This is a genomic window from Bacillus sp. GS3m_15504 (genome assembly GCF_055825275.1).
This window is the reverse complement of sequence record NZ_JBVVNL010000002.1, coordinates 1-17188: the sequence shown is the minus strand read 5'-3', so window position 1 is coordinate 17188 and position 17188 is coordinate 1. Positions and strand designations below refer to the sequence as shown.

Sequence of the window (17188 nt, the reverse complement as noted above, 5' to 3'; positions counted from 1 at the left end):
TAATAGAAAAAAACGAAAAAGGTAAATAATTTAGCATTTTAAATTATACTTAACGTTCAACGTGCTATCATGTCCCAGAAATTAAAAAAACTTGTAAAACAAACAATGTAACAAGACTATCGATAGATTCCGCAACACCCCCAATATATTACATATACATGTAATATACTTTAATTAAACCTAGAGCTAAAAATAGTAAGATTTATAATTCTTCAAACTGTATATTAAATATTTTTTTAAAGTTTTGATGTTCAAAACAATAAATGTGGCCTTGAAATTTATCTATATATGAAAGACAATATGTTTTAACCTTTTCTGAGACATCTTTCTTACAAAAATCACAAGTCGCATCTACTTTAATTATTGGAGTGTTTGGGTATACCTTTCGTACTTGCTGAGCCAGTAAGTATGGTATTAAATGAATGTGTGCTTGAACATAATCTCTTTCACGATACATTGTTAAGAATATATTAACGTATTGATTAAAACTATTTGCTTTTCGATCTTTTTTCATATAGGAACCTATAATAGAGCCTAATCCTGGTGGATTATTAGGACATTTTAGCCTTTTTCTAGGAATATATATATCTGGAATGGCAAATGGTAATTCTTTTGATCCAACTAGATCTCCATACACCCATTGTTCTCTCCTTAATTTTTCTTGATAAACTAATGAATTAATCCCTGTTATTGTTATATCATTGTCCCCTCCAATTAAAATATTATAGCCAAAGGCTGCTTCATTTGTCTTTAATTGGCTAATATAGAAAACCTCTAAATAATTTATAGTTTGGTTTAAAGCATCATACATAGTTGAACCTTCATCAACAATTGCAAATTTATCTATTATAAAAAATTCGAAATTTTCCTCACCATAAGTATTAAAATCGCTTTGTAACTGTTTATTATGCATACTCCCTTCTCTTAATGCATATAAACGTACGGTACGAAGATAATGAAATATTTTTTTAGTAGTTTTACCAATATACACTTTACCATTAATTTTATTGAAAATAGCATATATTCCACATACCCTATGTGAATTATGAAATATACAAGAACATTTCTCATCTAACATCTGTAAATATTGTCTTTTTAGTTTAATGTCTTTAATGATTTCCACTCTTTTTCCTCCATATTATTTTGTAGAATTAAAATAAACTTTATTTTCCAATTAAAATATTATAACATATATACTATATATATTTATTAATAAATATATAATTGGAAATACAGCTAAAATTTATGCTTAATTTAGAAACTCATAAATAATTTCTCCTTTTAAAAATTCTATCTTTAATAACAAAGTAGCAAATTTGAAATTAGGATTGAGTGAGGTAATTGCTGTGAATGGGTATGTAGATTCCTTTGAAGTGCCAAGAACAAAGTACATGATAAGAACAACATTGGAATTGTTCTGATTACTCTTTAATCAAACTCAAACTAGCGCATAACCCCACCCTAAATATAGGACGGGGTAAAAAATATAGCTGTTAAATCCTGATGTAAAATAGTTTGATACAAACTATTCATCCCCAATAATTTGTAAATATCCCTATAGCTTCTAAAATTAACGCTTCATTATTCAAATCACGGTTCATATTAATCTTCTTACTATGTTTTCTTCCCCAAAAAGTATTTATACGCATAAATACTTCATCAGGATATATTTCAATATGCATCCATTCATTTTTATCAGTATCTCGATTTCCAAATTCTAAAGTCTCCTTTGGTTCTTGATACCCATTGTTCTTATAGGAATAAAGATTAACAATGTAATACCGATTGGATACATTACCATTATTTTCACTCCTTTCAAAATCATAATTAACAACATTTAGTAATTATAATATAAAAGATTCTTTTTACATTATATTTAAAATTCCCCTTCATAAAAGAACACACGCTCTTTTATGAAGGGGCAATCACAGCGTTTGACTATTCAATCCTAACGAATAAAATCATCTTATGTGTAGTTCTATGAAGTTTTTACGCTTCAGTAAGCTGCATCAAAATGGGATTAGATCCTATGCATACAATGTTAGCAGTAGTCGGTGATGTAAATAGAAGCGTTTCAATCGTTCTAGCCGCTACTCCACCCTTAAAAGCATTGGGTGTAAAGAACAATGTATGTTTTGGTATTTAAGAATGTAAATCAGACCGTATTTGGTACTATGGAACATTATCCCTTATATTTTTCATTCCTACTGCTACTTATGTTATTTCTAAATCAATATGTTCATAATTAAAAAAGAGGGTGCTCGCAGCTCCGTCTTTTTTTAGATAATTAAATATGCTCTCCATGATCCATAAACACTTGAATAGTTTCATTTTGTGATACGTCGTTTACATTAGTAAGACCAAAAGTAAAAACAGCAGATAACATCATCATTAATAAGATTGCTTTTTTCATTTTAGCGCCCTTCTTTCTATACTCTTTTTGTCTGCATCTAAAGCGATGTGTAAATACTTGCTGGCTTTTTCGTGATTTTCTGAATCATAGAATATGTTACCTAAAAGATAAGCATATTCTTTTACCCAATCATATAATTCTTCTCTTTCAAAATACGAAATACCTTCCATGACCGCCTTTTCTAATTCTTCTTGTGGTGCATAGTTATGTAATGCTTTTAAAATTTGAAAATGATGACGATAACATAAGTCACTAATCTTATAGCCATTCTCAATATATTCATTAGCATTATGATTGTGACCTAACTTAAAATGTTCTCTTGCTAAAAGAAACATCGTTTTAGCGTTGTTTTCTAGTGATTCCTCTAAATGCTTAATTGCTAACTCTGACATGTTTTGACTTGCATATAAAAGACCTAAATTGTGCTTTACACGTTTAATAAGACTTTCATCATTAGATTTTTGGAAAGTACCCAATGCTGAAAGTAAATATTCTTCTGCACTTTCGAAATCACTTAAGCGAGTGTGTGCCATCCCTAAAGTATTCAAACAAGCAGCAGTTTTTAATTCATACCCTGGACTAATTGAAAATACTTCATTTGCCTTCGTAGCAAATTGAACTGCTAAGATTGGTTTCAATATGTGATAGTAATGAACTGCAAGCCAATAATTAAATTCAGCTTTTTCGATTTCATCATGCATGTACTCTAAATACTTTTCAGCTTCTTCAAATTGTATTCTTGCTTCACTATGGTTTGCTGTATTAGTAGCATAAATTGCTTTAAATAAATGGTGATAGTACTCTAAAAATGTTTCTGTAGGCTCTTGTAATGGCTCAATTTTATCCAAAATATCTTTTGAACTATCCATATCACGAATTAGCAGATTATACCGCGCATTCAATAAAGCATAGTAGACTAATATTGTTTGGTCTTCCTTAATATTATTGATTTTATCTGCAATCTCTTCTTTTATTTTATTAGACTGTAATACACGTTGTGAAATTATAGCTTGATACCAGTCGTTTAATAATTTTGTGATTTCTTCTTTAGAAATAATTTCAACATTCATATACGCTACCCCCTTTTGTTAAATGTTACCACAATATACTTGTTTATATAAATGATTTTTTGAATATTAAAACTTGATAAACTTTTTTTCGAATACTTATATTAAACCGTGTTAATTTCTGATTTAATAAAGTTTCAAATAAAAGTATGCTATACATAATATTTCACAAAGTTTTTACAAGGGATATGCTATAACGTTTGGGATTGAATGCATTTATAAAATTAGCGACAAAACTAAATGATATTTGCAATCCAATTCCAGGAAAAATAGATATGCCTATTGCCATAACAAGATATTTCTTTCGTATCTTAACGAAATGTTGAAAGAAATAATCTGTCACCGATTTAAACACGATAAACACAGCTATCAAAAGCATAAAAACTGATGACATATGAAATCCATCTACCTCGAAAATACCCCACTTTAAATAATTATCTGTTAATCGTACCAATCCAATTAGTACAACAGTTAACATGATACACAGGTAAGCTTTAATTGAATAGAAAACATATTTTGAATAACTTTCCTTAAAATTAGTATCAGTATCCCTCATTCCCTCGTCTACCGATTCTAATATCCATATTTCTTTAAGTACACGTATATATGATTTGATTTTATACGAAAAACCATGAATTATTAAAAATTTAGTTTGAGATAGAAGACGTAGACCATAGGAGTTGGTGTTTCTTAATCCAGAATACATTACTGGGTCTTTTTTATTAGTACAAGATATAAATCGTCAGTTTTAACTATATAGTTGAGAAGGAATGCTTATAAAAAGAAGGAGGATCATAATGAAATATCAAACAATATTTCCCTCATTAACAAAATCGCTTTTTATCTTTATACTTTCTTTCAGTATGTTAATTTTCACACTCCCTACCTCTACCTTTGCACAATCCAATGACAATGTAATTTCTGGTGCAAATTACTATGTATCTCCAACAGGTAACGACCTCAATCCCGGCACATTAAATCGACCTTTTGCTACCATTCAAAAAGCTGCTAATGTCGCAAAAGAAGGAAGTATAATCTACATAAGAGGCGGGATTTATAACCAAAAGGTTCGTGCCACTCATTCCGGTGCCTCAGGAGCACCTATTACTTTTCAAAATTACCAAGACGAAAAAGTAATCCTTGATGGTTCCACAGTCAAGTTAGAGGATGATGGGTTATTTACAATAGAGGACAAAAATTATATCCAGGTAAAAGGATTAGAGTTTCGCAATTTAAAATCAACAAAAGTTAATGAAACCCCTATTGGTATTTATATTACTGGAACAGGAAGTAATATTGAGATTAGAAATAATTATATCCATCACATTGAAGCAAATGTAAAGAATGGAAATGCACACGGCATTGCTGTATACGGTACTTCATCTAGTGCACAAAATAATTTAAATCATATTGTCATTGATAATAATGAAGTAACAAATTTAAAATTAGGGCTTAGTGAAGCAATTGCTGTGAATGGGAATGTAGATTCTTTTGAAGTTACCAATAACAGAGTACATGATAACAACAACATCGGAATTGTTCTGATTGGACATGAAGGAGTATCTCCAGTAGCTAATTTAGATCAAGCACGGAATGGAGTCGTTCGTAATAACATTGTTCATCACAATTCATCAATTAATAATACGAGTTATAATGAATATTCAGCTGATGGTATTTACGTGGATGGCGGAAAAGAAATTATCATTGAGCAAAATCAAAGCTATGAAAACGACCTTGGTATTGAGGTGGCAAGCGAACATGCAGGAAAAAGCGCAAGCCAAATTACCGTTAGAGACAATACATTATCCAATAATATCATGAGTGGTATTGCAATTGGTGGATATGACAGTCAGCAAGGATATGCTGAAAATAACACGATTACGAACAATGTAATTTATAAAAATGATACAAAAGATCAAGAGAATGGCCAAATCGAATTAAATTATGATACCCGTAATAATGTAATTACCAATAACCAAATCTATGCAAGTAACAGCCGTATTTTTATCAGCAATAATTTTAATAAAAACACTGGGAACAAATTGGATTACAATCATTACTATGGTGAATTCAATCAAAGTAATGGCTTATGGCAATGGAAAAGAAAAACGTATAAAGGGTTTTCAACTTATCAAGCAAATATGATTCAAGAAGGAAATGAACAACATAGTATATTTAGCAAATTATCCCCTTCGTTCAAACATATTTTAGAATAAAACAAATCTACTAAAGCAACTTTATCTTAGCTCACTTCATCTCCCCTTCCTCCCCTATGAATCTACAAAAAGAATACGCTTGAAAAATAGAATCTGAGCCCATAATTAAGCATGCTGATATATTCCATACAGAAATGAAGGAACAATTAAAACTTGTTTCAGAAGCTTCTAAAGAACACCCAAAAGAATATAAAAAGATAGATAACATTATAACGGCGCTCAATGAAAAAATGTCTTCACCAACTGGTAACTTGATTTCATTTAATCAGAATGTTAATGCTTCAATTCAAGAATATAAAAAGGCTCAAGGAAGTGTCGACATAGCAAATACCGATGAAATTAAAAGCAAAGCTGAACAGATTCAAGAATCCACACCCCAAAAGGCTAACAAAGCAAAAGTAAACAACATATAGATTTGAATTATATTTCTCAACAACCAAAATTATTTAATGTGATAAAATAATAATTGGATTGGCATCCAATACCATATTACGATGGTTCAAGTCGCAGGAAGGCACCTTAGGGTGTCTTTTTTTGTTTGAAACACATTCTGCCAAAATACCTGTATCTTTGTTAATTTACGACTCACATAATCCAACAAACTTTGTATATACAATTTGTTACCCTAAATGGGTTGACAATACGATCAGTTATAGGAGGATTTTGTGAATGGTAAAAAAAGCTTGTGCAAGTATTATTACTGGAATTCTTTTAATATGTTCAACAGGATGTGCCACTCAAACTGATTCTATTACAGCTAAAACTCAATCAATAGATGATGGCACTTATACAACAAAAGAGCTCACAGACGCATTTCCTGTTGGGACACCCATAACTACCTACATTCGAAAAGAAGAAAAACTGAACGTAAAACAGCTCACCAGTATTACGCTTACAGATGGGGGCGTCGGTAGAGTTCTGGAAGCAACGGATGGTTTTGTTGTTGTATGTGGGAATGAAAAAGGAGTTTTTGATGTGTTAACATTTAAAACTTTGGAAGAAGTAAAGAAATATGAACAAGATTTAGCGCGATAATTAATAAACTTCTTATGCCTTTTACACAGAAATTGTCACCTATCTCTTGCTTTTCCTATGTACAGTATAATTGCATCATAAGTAATCACACGTTATAATAGTCACCTAATTACATATGAAGAGGTGCAGAAAATGAATAAAACAGAATTAACGAAAATAGTAGCAGAAAAAGCTGAACTTACACAAAAAGATGCTGCTGCTGTAACACAAGCGTTATTAGATACAATAACAAATGCGTTAGCAAATGAGGAGAAAGTACAGATTCTTGGTTTTGGTACATTTGAAGTACGTGAAAGATCTGCACGTACAGGACGTAACCCACAAACAGGTGAAGAAATGCAAATCGCCGCTTCAAAGGCACCTGCTTTTAAAGCTGGAAAAGAATTAAAAGAGGCAGTGAAATAATTATATATAGTCAAAAGGGTTTGATATTTATCTCAAACCCTTTTTTAATAGCCTTTTTTTCATAAAACAAAAAATATCATCCAAAGTTTATATAAATAATATAGATTCCCCAAAGAATGTAACTAACTTGTGTTATGATATACATTGTAAATTCGAAACCAGTGAGCTTTCTTTCTCTTTTTATTTTTCGTAAATACAGATAAAAACAAAAAGTAGATAAAAGCATTAAGAATACAGAAACATTATATATATTCTCTATACTAGTAATAACCGATCAACTCCTCACCTGAAAATTAGTTAGTATAGAATAAGCATATCATATGAAAGTTTAACTTACTTCAAATCTACTTTTTTTCAACAGAATATACTTAATATTTTCATATTTAACAGAAATACTTGTTTAAAAAGATAAAAGAATCTCTTTTGCATCAATAGATTCACAAAAGAGATTCTAATTTTAGTTCATTTACCTATAAGATATCAGGCTTATTATTCATGAGGGTTAGGTGCAATATAAGCTGGAGCTGGCCCGCAAGTTACTGCAAAAGCAAATAACAACGCAGGCTTATATGGTAGCCCAAGCAACGAAAGCATTCCCAATGCTCCCCAGTAATCCTCTTTCTTAAGATACGATTTTATTTGATTAAAATATGATTTACTAATACCTAATGCATCCTGCCAACATCTTTCCCAAACGTTACTAGAGTACATATTAGATGGAATTTCTTCATCATTCATTACATAAACACCAGCTATAATAGCTGCTTTTTCTTCATTGTTATATGAAGATTTCGCTAACTCTTCTTTATTAAGAACATACTTACCTGTTTCTTCATCTTTTACCATTAATACCGAAAATATATATTCTAATTCTTTAACTTGAGCTTCTAATTCCTCGTGTGTTACGTTGTATTTTTTCCCATCCTCTATAGTTGTAGCTGAAGCGAGAGTTGGGACAAAAACTAGAGTAAGAGCCATTAACATAAACATCATTTTCTTTAACATAGTGAATTAACCTCCAAAATTTAGTTTTTCTTCTTCTCCCAAAACTATAAACTTACTATAGAAAGTTTCAAATTTCATCTAAATTATTTACATTTACCACCCTCAATTTCCAATATTTATATTAATATTAATACAACTAACTATAAATGTATATATTTTACAATCGATTTACCTATTACAATTATTAGTATTTGAATATATAACTATAAAAAAGACTATTATGTATAACATAATAGTCTTTTGGTTTACCAATCCTACTAACTTAGTTCTAAATATAGAAAAATATGATTTTCCTAATAGTATTTGAGATAAACTCAGTTATATAATATTAATATATAAAGTTTCATTAATTAAATCTCATATTTATCATTTTAGCCAAGAAGACTCCTTCCTCAAGGAACGCGAAGTGAGTAGGCGGGAGATGAATTGGCTTCGAACAAGGGATGGCAGGAAGCCATCTTAATTGTTCGACATACATAAAGTGTTACTTCACTATAAACCGAATGTACGTTTGGTGTATAATAGTCATATACCGAAATGGAGGTGAATCAAATGATAATTAATAAATCCTTTAAGTTTCGTATCTATCCAAATCATGCACAAGCAATTCTAATTAATAAAACGATAGGTTGTTCTCGCTTTGTATTCAATCATTTCCTATCCCTATGGGATCACGCATACAAAGAAACTGGAAAAGGTTTAACATATGGTACATGCTCTGCCAAACTTCCTGCCATGAAGAAAGAGTTTGTTTGGCTCAAAGAAGTGGATAGTATTGCGATTCAGTCGTCTGTTCGCAACCTTGCGGATGCGTATACACGATTTTTCAAAAAACAAAATAGTGCCCCGCGTTTCAAATCCAAGAAGAATAACGTACAATCTTATATCACAAAACAAACAAATAAAAACATTGCCGTTGTAGGAAACAAAATAAAATTGCCAAAACTAGGTCTTGTTCGATTTGCCAAAAGTCGTGAAATAACGGGACGTATTGTAAATGCGACAGTTAGACGTAACCCTTCTGGTAGATATTTTGTGTCACTATTAGTTGAAACAGAAGTACAAGAACTTCCGAAAACACATTCTTACATTGGGATAGATGTAGGACTAAAAGATTTCGCTATTTTGTCAGATGGAAAACCCTATGAAAACCCGAAGTTTTTCCGATCATTAGAAGATAAGTTGGCGAAAGCACAGCGTGTCCTTTCTAGAAGAATGAAAGGATCTTCTCGCTGGAATAAACAACGAGTAAAAGTAGCTAGAATTCATGAATACATATCAAATGCTAGAAAAGATTACTTAGACAAAATCTCAACTGAAATCATCAAAAACCACGATGTTATCGGTATAGAAGATTTGCAAGTATCGAATATGTTAAAGAATCGTAAGTTAGCAAAAGCAATTAGTGAAGTATCTTGGTCACAGTTTCGAACCATGTTGGAATATAAAGCAAAATGGTATGGTAAACAAGTCATTGTCGTATCGAAAACATTTGCTTCCAGCCAATTATGTTCTTGTTGTGGATATCAAAACAAAGACGTTAAAAATCTAAACCTACGTAAATGGGACTGTCCTTCTTGTCGTACACACCATGATAGGGATATTAACGCAAGTATCAATATAAAGAATGAAGCAATAAGACTTCTAACCGCAGGGACTGCGGAGTTAGCCTAATCAATTAGAGTTCGATAGAACTCTTTACTTAGGAATCCCTCACTTCTAAACGAAGTGAAAGTGGGGGTAGTTCAAGTTATGCTAAGGTTAAACAAGAAGCATCCAACAATCTTTGATTAATCAATACATTTTCTTTAGAGCTATATCAACAAGAAAAAACACTATATAGTGTCTTTTCTTATGTTTCATGCCTTTAATCAATAGTAAGAGGATATATCTATACCCTCTTACTATTAATTGTAGTTAGAACTGCTGCTCCTGCAAGGCGAATATCTGAAAGACACTCTGAAATTTTTTTTGATTTTAATGAAAGAAAACAACAGTAAATAATAGAATTTAAAAATAGTCCTCCACTAACCCTTTTTTGATTAGATGGAGGGCTATTTTTTTCATATTTTGGCAAGCGACAGTGAGGTAAGCCTGGATTTGGACAGATTTCAGCCCTCAAAACATTATTATGGGATATGGTGGTAGTTGGGGCGGCGGCTTTGCTTTACTCGTTGTACTCTTTATACTATTAATCATTATCAGATGCAGTTGTTTCTGCTAAAAACTATTGGAAAAGGCACATTTGGGTGTCTTTTTTTTATGGAAAAATCCCCACACATTGTGTAGGGACCTTGTTTTCTTACCATTTAATTTTTGTTGGATTTAACTTGGAAATATATCCACGTACTAATTGTTTTTCGTTGCTGTCATAGATACCGATATCACCAGAGAAGTTTTCCCAATATTCCCCTAAATAGTCTTTTGACGGTGTTTTCAAATCTACATATAATCCCATTGTTCCAAAACTTGCCACCTGGCGTGCTGCTATGTCGCCTACTTGTTGTGCTCGTTCTTTCGATGTTCCAGCTGGAACAATAACAACAATTCTAGTTAGGCTATCTTCTGCTTCAATATGGACGTCTTGTGCCTGTGCAGCCACCTTTATTCCATCCTTTGCTGTTTGGATTCCTAATTGACTTAACTTCACATCCTTATTACGTGCTCCCTGGCCTTGTGCTGTCTTTGATTGTTCCATTTTTTCTTGTGCTTGTGCTTCATTTAACCCACTAGCTTTCGGTTGTTCAACAGGCGTTGGCTCTGCTTTTGCTTCTTCTTTAACTGTTTCCTTTTCTACATTTTCATGCTGTTTTGATTTATCCGTCGATTGTTGCACAGGTACTTCCCTATGTTCTTGCTGCTTTTCTACCTGAAATGCTTTAACTTTTTCTATTTGTTCCTCTTTCTTCGCATCTTGCTCTATTTTCGCTTCTTCAGTACCACACGCTGCCAATAATAAACCTGCTGCAATTGTTAAGCCTGCTAATTTAATTGCTTTCATAATAAATACCGCCTTTTCATAATTTAATTCTTTCATATGTATAAACGACCTCAGATACAAATATTAACTTTGTATACCATATCTGAATCATTCAAATGATAACATATTAATATTCAAATTCTTTATATTTAAATATTAACTTTATAATCTATTTTCAATCAAAACAACTTAATTTCTTCTTAAAACGTGGAATCATTTTTTAAAATAGATAGTGATGGAGTACCACCACATCGCTATCAACCTAAGAGAAGGAAATACACCAAAAACAAAAAAAACGATAAAAAAATAATAAAAAAGCTTATCATTAAGTACTAAATGATAAGCTTTTTTGTCCATATTTATTAAATTTTGTTGGATCTCTTCCAAGCTATTACTGTAATAAGATATTGAATACCAAATAGAAAAACGAAAAGTATAATGAATTTTGCTATTGCTACTAACCATCCACCGAAATTTTCAGGGAAGTAATATTTGTATGTAGTAACACCTATTGCGACAAAACAAAAAATAAAGGTATTACTCATTTTTTCTTTTAATTTTTCATTTAATTGTTCTTTATTATTAATCTCTGTTTCATAAACGCCAGTCAGAATAGATTTAATAAAAAAGAATATCATATAACAAATTATAATGGCTAATGAAGCAATCCATTCTAGGAATGGGCGGTGTAGATATGCTCCCCTTATTACAACATCTATAAAAGCTAAAAGTAGGACAATAATTCCAGATTGCGCCCAAATTTTCATTTCGATTTGTTGAATTCTTTCATCTGAGTGTGTACTGAGTGAAAACCATTTTTTTAGTTTTTCCATTTTAGAGTTCCTCCCAAAATAATTTATCTAAATTCTTATCTATTGTTTTAGCTATATGCATACAAAGCTTTAAAGAAGGGTTACACTTATTGCTTTCAATAAGGCTACTGGTTCGTCGCGTAACGTTTACAACATCGGCCAACTCCTGTTGAGTTAGACTTTTTTAATTCTTCCCATTTTCTCTTTACTTACAAACATTAAATAAACCTCATTTGTAAAGTTAACTTCATACCACAATATCTTATATTTTATATATTAAATTATCAACAAAATAAATGCAATATATATTTTACATTAAGACATATATATATTACTAAACTCTTTATTTTTTTATCTAAAACTATTCTATAAATATAAGAATAGAAATTTTTTCTGTAGACGCCTTTTTCTTGTAGTTATTTTCGTATCCCCAATGTAACAGCAAGGGATTTATGTATCTGAGTTTTGGTGTACTTTATATTAAATATGCATAATTACATAATTATTCTTTATATAACAATATTGAAATTTACATTTTTAACCTGTAAAATACAGGATATTAAATAAATACCTAAGGGGTTGTTAATATGAAAAAATTTATGAGCATGTTATTTATGTGTTTTGCACTTACACTAGCATTTTTACCAACAATTTCAAAAGCGGATTCTTCTCCACTACGAAGTGTTAGCATTAGTGCTGTAGGCGATAATAACAAAATGTATAGTGCAAGTTCTTACTTATCTATTCCTGTTCTTAAGGGCGATTACCTTTATGTTAAAGTTAGTGAAGTAGGTACACCGGATTCATATTCAGAAGCTTTAACTATTAATGGCATTAGATATGCAGGAAGTTCTTTAGACGAAGTCAGTTCTTATACTGGTCCATTCGGATCTGAAAAAACATTTAGATTACGTATCAAAGATTCGTACATCTTCTCAAACACACCAAATTCAACAAACACTATAGCTTTTGAAGCTAGAGTTCCTTTCTCAATGCAAGTATTATCTAAAAGCATATCGGTTCATGTAGAATAATTTATAACATTATCATTAATAAAAAATACATCCCTATTAGGATGTATTTTTTATTTAATAGAAACATAATTTGAACTTACCGTTATTACCGTTATAGAAAAAGCGGCATCATAAAAATGGTCAACTTAATATTGTTCAAAGTTACTTGTACTTATCTCCCAATTAATTGTGCAATCTACCCTTTTCATCTACTAAGTTCTTTTACTAAAGAATAGAAACTAAAAAAGAAATAGAAATGAACCTTTTTTATTATTTTGTTCATCTTTTTTCGTTTTAGGAAGGATTTTATCTTTTAGCTTGGTAACAATGTGAAGAGATCCTAAGTTTAAAAATCCCTGTATTTACTGCATACTAGCAACACCCTTTTTGAAATTTAGGTTACTGCGATGTATAATTATCAAAAAATCTAAGGAGTTATATATATGGCCAATATAAAAATAATAGCTGAGGTTTTGAGTATAGGGTTACAAATTGGTTTATTTTCAAAAACTGAAGTAATTGATTGGGCTGATCAGACAATTGAAGCATTAGATAGCCCTTCTATTGAAATTATAGAAATTTCTCTATCTAGTAATGATAAGTTGGTTGACATCGTACCTAAATTAAAAAACGTAAAAGGGACGTATGATAAAAAATTACCTGTAAAAATAATAATGGGACTGTTATGGGATAGATTTATTCTAAATGAAGAAAATGTATTGAAAATAAAACCATTTATATCTAATTTGATACATAATAATTGCTGTGAGGGATTTAGTTATGTAGATGAACAGCTATATAATTTTAATGAGGAAATTAATTTAGCCACAGATAATATATATGGTGATCTAGAAGATATTAGTCAAGAATTAAAAAGCTTTTTATCTCCTTATAAAGAATTCAGTAAATACTTTAGTTTTTGGGAACTTGAAAAATATTAAATTGAGGAAATAGATTATTTGGAAATAGATTCTCATAAAATAGTAGTTTTATGAGTACAGGATATCCAGAAAGATAAAGGAGAGTTTACATGCAAGATAAATACACACAATATGAAGAATTAGGTTGTTTTTTAGCAGGAACTTTCAATCAAGATATTGAATCACTCGAATTTGCCATAAACGAATTTATCACTGCCGTTACTACTATATGTTTAGAGAATACTATTGAAGACATTACAGCATTCCTTCAAAGTGGTTTATCTATTCATGAAAAAGAAGAATTCATTATATATAATGCCGAAATTTATTTTCCTGCTTTAAACCTTACTCCTATAGAATGGCTAGAACAAATTGTTGAACTCTTAAAAAGAGCATTAAAAAATAAATAGTAAGACCGATTTTTAACCGCCCTTTACAGGTAATCTTTTACTTTTTCTACTTCACATATACAAAGGCTTTAATTGTCGTCACATAGTATATCCCCCTTTTCATTCATAATTCTCCACTTCTTTTCTCTCCCTTGCCAATGAATATGATATATAATTGAGCACCTTCCAAAACTGTTTTTCTTCCACATTACGAGAAAAATCCCCTCAAGGCATCTCAAAAGCAGGACAATTATTTAATATTCCTTATTCTCTCCAACATACAACAAAATACATCGTAAAATATGTTTTACGATGTATTTTAAAAGGGGAAATCGTCATCAGTTTTTTCACCCATATATTTATGAGGAGCCTTACAATTCACGATAAACTCTTCAATTTTAATACAGTTCTTTTAATTGTATACTATACGTTTTAAACATAGATTTACACGTATAACAAAGGGATAATACGGATAAGTTTAAATTAAATAAACGTGGTTTAAGTCAGAAGAAGGCCCCTTAGGGTGTCTTTTCTTTATTTCTCAATATAACAACTTTAAAAATATGCTATCATTTTATTGCAAAGTCCCTTTTGTGCAATATGATAGTAGTACCCTAACGGCCCACCTATTCCCCTAGATGGGTCTTATCTTTATTACACAATACCAAATTATACTCTCTATTGCTCATAAACTTTATGTAATTATACATATATGAAAAATTCACACTAAATGAATATTACATGTAGTAAAATATAAATTGTGGACACGTTCTATAAAGCAGATTCTTTTAAAAGACGTAACATATCGCCCATTATAAAAGATATACCGTCACTCTAATACTGATCTCAAATCTCTTGTACTTTGTGAACCAACAATCTGGTGTATATAGACGATTCTGTTTTATAGGATGTGTTTACACGTATAACAAAGGGATAATACGGATAAATTTATACAAAATGAATATGGTTCAAGTCGGAGAAAGGCACCTTTGGGTGTCTTTTTTTATTTCATTTCGACATAATATGACAAAATAGTTGTGATTATATTTGTTATGATAGTTCAGATAAATCTTACATTTTAAACGCTGGGGGATACATACTATGAACAAAAAACTATTAACAACACTTACTTGTTTCACTTTATTTATGGGATTAGCAGCATGTTCATCTAACGAGACAGCAAGTACTTCCAAAGAATCTAAAGTTGAGCAAGAAGTACAAAAGAAAGCTGAAGAAAAAGGGACTGTGAAAAAGGAGAAAGCAGAACAAGAGACGGCTGAAAAGCAACGCAAACAGCAAGAAGAGTCTACAAAAAAGGAACAACCAACAACAACTTCTGGTAACACTATTAAAGGCTTAAAAGACGAACTATCCATTGGTATGCCATTTAAAGATTATCTTGCTAAAAAGAAATCATTAAATGTAGAGAATCCTTTCAGTATTTCTCTCGGTAAAGGTAATGTGGGTAGTGTTCTTCAAGCTCAAGATGGTGTACTCGTTGTATGTATTGACGGAGAAAAAATATTTGATTTAAAAGTATTCAATACTGTTGATCAAGTTAAGGCATACGAAGCGAGTTTGAAAAAATAATATTTGGATGGGAGTCCAATACATATTATTAAAATTAAAGTGGTTCAAGTCGGAAGGTACCTTTGGGTGTCTTTTTCATGAAGAAAAAGCCCTGAATAGGGATTTTTAGTAAAATTATTAATATTGTCTGCCTTCATAATGCCCATATTTACCGCCACCTGGTGCACCTCCAACTACACCTTTAAAGTACCATTTAATTCTTTTATTTGTATCCTCAAAATAGTTAACAAAATAGCCATCTGAACTATAAAATTCATAAGTTTTATATACATCTCTATTGCTATCATGTGTGTACCAGAAGTCATAATCAGAATTATAATAATATGTTGTATTTCCTAATTCTGCGATTGATGGTGCTGTTTTTTTAGTGTTCTCTACACCTTCTGTACTCGCTGACGCTGCTCCAATTCCTCCAGTTAATGCAATACCTGTCGCTAATGCTCCAACTACTAATTTCTTGAACATAATAAATCCCCCTTAATATTTTCTATAACTTGTACCTTAAATGTATCACTTTTGTAATTTTGTAAATATTTTGAATTTGTAGAAATATCCGTTTAAATTTTGTCAATATTTGTAATGTATTTTATCAAATGGAAAATAGAGGGATTTGTTATGATATGTAATAATGCATGTTCATTCAGAAAAAAATCGTGATAAAATCTAAGCACCTGTTCTATTTTTTTCAGTTATCTTAGAAACCTTACTTCTTATTTCCCCAACAGGAGACGCTTTATTGCGTCTTTTTTTATTTTCAAATAGCCATGCTCAATTTCTTCGCAAAAACATAAGGTAAAGTGAACCCATTAAATTACACGGAATGAACCCTAGTTTTACCCTCTGATGTAAAGGAGGAACTATTGTTATGGGATATGGTGGTAGTTGCGGCGAGGGCTGTGGTTTCGCTGGAGGATTTGCTTTACTTGTTGTACTCTTTATCTTATTGATTATTATCGGGTGCAGCTGCTTCTGCTAAAAAAACTGTCAGAGAAGACGCCTTAGGGTGTCTTTTCTTTTGTACATTATATCTATTACGTGCTCATTGATTTTTTATGTGCATTTGATATAATTACTGTATTAGTATTACAGTAATACAGTATGTATATAATAAAAGAAGAGATGCTGGACACATCTCTTCAAGTAACTGCTACCGCAAGGTGGTCGGTTGCTTAAACTTATTTTTTGCGTTTAGAACCGCCCTTTCGCTTGCCGGCAATTTGAACTGGACCCGAAAAGTTAGACATATATTTAAGCAGCTAATAAGGATTGAATTCTGTATTTTACAGGAGGCAATCCTTTTAATTTTGCCTTAATCCTTTTATTATTGTAATAATAAATATAAT

18 protein-coding genes and 3 pseudogenes are annotated in these 17188 nt (G+C 31.0%); 12 read left to right on the top strand and 9 right to left on the bottom strand.

Annotation, left to right across the window (positions count from 1 at the left end):
• Positions 1-202: 202 nt before the first annotated feature.
• Positions 203-1123, bottom strand: coding sequence for a GIY-YIG nuclease family protein (locus AC0L0O_RS19710; protein WP_088120165.1), 921 nt, complete (start codon positions 1121-1123; stop codon positions 203-205).
• 801 nt (positions 1124-1924) lie between these two features.
• Here AC0L0O_RS19710 and AC0L0O_RS19705 point away from each other — a divergent pair.
• Positions 1925-2122: pseudogene (locus AC0L0O_RS19705) on the top strand (Y-family DNA polymerase); the annotation flags it as partial.
• Positions 2123-2287: 165 nt separating this feature from the next.
• Here AC0L0O_RS19705 and AC0L0O_RS19700 read toward each other — a convergent pair.
• Positions 2288-2413: an aspartate phosphatase gene (locus AC0L0O_RS19700; RefSeq protein WP_332282339.1), complete on the bottom strand. Its 126-nt coding sequence runs from the start codon at positions 2411-2413 to the stop codon at positions 2288-2290.
• Positions 2410-3483 carry a response regulator aspartate phosphatase gene (locus AC0L0O_RS19695; RefSeq protein ID WP_473785931.1) on the bottom strand — a complete coding sequence of 358 codons (1074 nt, stop codon included), beginning with the start codon at positions 3481-3483 and terminating at the stop codon, positions 2410-2412. Before AC0L0O_RS19695 ends, AC0L0O_RS19700 begins: the two co-directional genes overlap by 4 nt.
• A gap of 794 nt (positions 3484-4277) precedes the next feature.
• Between AC0L0O_RS19695 and AC0L0O_RS19690 the strand changes: the two genes are divergently transcribed.
• The 4 genes and pseudogenes from AC0L0O_RS19690 (at position 4278) to AC0L0O_RS19675 (ending at position 7136) form a co-directional block, all read left to right on the top strand.
• The gene (locus tag AC0L0O_RS19690; RefSeq protein WP_473785930.1) at positions 4278-5696 is read left to right on the top strand and encodes a right-handed parallel beta-helix repeat-containing protein; all 1419 of its coding nucleotides are present in this window, start codon (positions 4278-4280) and stop codon (positions 5694-5696) included.
• A gap of 83 nt (positions 5697-5779) precedes the next feature.
• A pseudogene (locus AC0L0O_RS19685) lies at positions 5780-6109 on the top strand (hypothetical protein); the annotation flags it as partial.
• Positions 6110-6365: 256 nt separating this feature from the next.
• On the top strand, positions 6366-6731 hold the full coding sequence (locus AC0L0O_RS19680) for a hypothetical protein (RefSeq protein ID WP_072180972.1): 366 nt from the start codon (positions 6366-6368) through the stop codon (positions 6729-6731).
• Positions 6732-6863: 132 nt separating this feature from the next.
• Entirely contained in the window at positions 6864-7136 is a 273-nt protein-coding gene (locus tag AC0L0O_RS19675; RefSeq protein WP_473785929.1) for an HU family DNA-binding protein, read from the top strand.
• 489 nt (positions 7137-7625) lie between these two features.
• Here the strand turns inward: AC0L0O_RS19675 and AC0L0O_RS19670 are convergent, their stop codons facing one another.
• Positions 7626-8141: a hypothetical protein gene (locus AC0L0O_RS19670; protein ID WP_000914526.1), complete on the bottom strand. Its 516-nt coding sequence runs from the start codon at positions 8139-8141 to the stop codon at positions 7626-7628.
• A 552-nt stretch (positions 8142-8693) separates the two neighbouring features.
• On the opposite strand from AC0L0O_RS19670, the gene tnpB reads away from it, so the two are divergent.
• The gene (gene tnpB / locus AC0L0O_RS19665) at positions 8694-9815 is read left to right on the top strand and encodes an IS200/IS605 family element RNA-guided endonuclease TnpB (RefSeq protein ID WP_171856663.1); all 1122 of its coding nucleotides are present in this window, start codon (positions 8694-8696) and stop codon (positions 9813-9815) included.
• 457 nt (positions 9816-10272) lie between these two features.
• Positions 10273-10365, top strand: a complete 93-nt coding sequence (locus AC0L0O_RS19660) for a YjcZ family sporulation protein (protein ID WP_080548958.1) — start codon at positions 10273-10275, stop codon at positions 10363-10365.
• Between the two features lie 78 nt (positions 10366-10443).
• Here the strand turns inward: AC0L0O_RS19660 and AC0L0O_RS19655 are convergent, their stop codons facing one another.
• The 3 genes and pseudogenes from AC0L0O_RS19655 to AC0L0O_RS19645 all read right to left on the bottom strand — a co-directional run bounded on the left by AC0L0O_RS19655 (position 10444) and on the right by AC0L0O_RS19645 (position 12152).
• Entirely contained in the window at positions 10444-11178 is a 735-nt protein-coding gene (locus AC0L0O_RS19655; RefSeq protein WP_003305767.1) for a DUF874 domain-containing protein, read from the bottom strand.
• Positions 11179-11483: 305 nt separating this feature from the next.
• Complete coding sequence (locus AC0L0O_RS19650) at positions 11484-11954, bottom strand: DUF6773 family protein (protein ID WP_000413133.1); 471 nt, start codon at positions 11952-11954, stop codon at positions 11484-11486.
• A gap of 1 nt (position 11955) precedes the next feature.
• A pseudogene (locus AC0L0O_RS19645) lies at positions 11956-12152 on the bottom strand (helix-turn-helix transcriptional regulator).
• A 368-nt stretch (positions 12153-12520) separates the two neighbouring features.
• Here AC0L0O_RS19645 and AC0L0O_RS19640 point away from each other — a divergent pair.
• The 4 genes from AC0L0O_RS19640 to AC0L0O_RS19625 all read left to right on the top strand — a co-directional run bounded on the left by AC0L0O_RS19640 (position 12521) and on the right by AC0L0O_RS19625 (position 15845).
• The gene (locus tag AC0L0O_RS19640; protein WP_000714347.1) at positions 12521-12967 is read left to right on the top strand and encodes a hypothetical protein; all 447 of its coding nucleotides are present in this window, start codon (positions 12521-12523) and stop codon (positions 12965-12967) included.
• 422 nt (positions 12968-13389) lie between these two features.
• The gene (locus AC0L0O_RS19635; RefSeq protein ID WP_171856667.1) at positions 13390-13887 is read left to right on the top strand and encodes a hypothetical protein; all 498 of its coding nucleotides are present in this window, start codon (positions 13390-13392) and stop codon (positions 13885-13887) included.
• Between the two features lie 89 nt (positions 13888-13976).
• Positions 13977-14276 carry a contact-dependent growth inhibition system immunity protein gene (locus tag AC0L0O_RS19630; RefSeq protein ID WP_473785928.1) on the top strand — a complete coding sequence of 100 codons (300 nt, stop codon included), beginning with the start codon at positions 13977-13979 and terminating at the stop codon, positions 14274-14276.
• A gap of 1080 nt (positions 14277-15356) precedes the next feature.
• Positions 15357-15845, top strand: a complete 489-nt coding sequence (locus AC0L0O_RS19625) for a hypothetical protein (protein ID WP_001035638.1) — start codon at positions 15357-15359, stop codon at positions 15843-15845.
• A 117-nt stretch (positions 15846-15962) separates the two neighbouring features.
• Here AC0L0O_RS19625 and AC0L0O_RS19620 read toward each other — a convergent pair whose 3' ends face one another.
• Positions 15963-16310 carry a hypothetical protein gene (locus AC0L0O_RS19620; protein WP_000473817.1) on the bottom strand — a complete coding sequence of 116 codons (348 nt, stop codon included), beginning with the start codon at positions 16308-16310 and terminating at the stop codon, positions 15963-15965.
• A gap of 400 nt (positions 16311-16710) precedes the next feature.
• On the opposite strand from AC0L0O_RS19620, the gene AC0L0O_RS19615 reads away from it, so the two are divergent.
• Positions 16711-16821 carry a YjcZ family sporulation protein gene (locus tag AC0L0O_RS19615; protein ID WP_000540371.1) on the top strand — a complete coding sequence of 37 codons (111 nt, stop codon included), beginning with the start codon at positions 16711-16713 and terminating at the stop codon, positions 16819-16821.
• Positions 16822-17093: 272 nt separating this feature from the next.
• Here the strand turns inward: AC0L0O_RS19615 and AC0L0O_RS19610 are convergent.
• Positions 17094-17188, bottom strand: a 95-nt coding sequence (locus AC0L0O_RS19610) for an IS3 family transposase (protein ID WP_153012141.1), incomplete at its 5' end; no start/stop codon positions are given.